This is a genomic window from Clostridium pacaense, from assembly GCF_020709765.2.
GTDB lineage: Bacteria > Bacillota > Clostridia > Lachnospirales > Lachnospiraceae > Enterocloster > Enterocloster hominis.
Genome location: NZ_JAJFEB020000205.1, coordinates 1 through 239, shown reverse-complemented (window position 1 = coordinate 239; position 239 = coordinate 1). Strand labels below are relative to the sequence as shown.

Here is a 239-nt window from a genome sequence, read left to right as displayed (position 1 = left end):
GCCGCAAATGCCACTGCCAGCACGGTAACTGCCATGATATCGACGCCAAAATACACTGCCAGTGCAAAACCTCTGAAATAAAACGGAAGGAACCTCCTGTCCCACATGATATTAAGCAGCATTGCAAAAACAAGTGCGGGAAGCGCTGCCGCCACTACATCCAGGCCGCTGAGCACAGCCTGAGGCAATGTATCGACCACTGCCCCGATTGTATCTGTCCCAAGGGCCACTGCCAGGAA

Annotated in this window: 1 protein-coding gene; it reads right to left on the bottom strand. The window is 53.6% G+C overall.

The features are described from left to right. On the bottom strand, positions 1 to 239 hold a 239-nt coding region (locus LK536_RS59040), incomplete at both ends, for a PTS sugar transporter subunit IIC (RefSeq protein WP_506092365.1).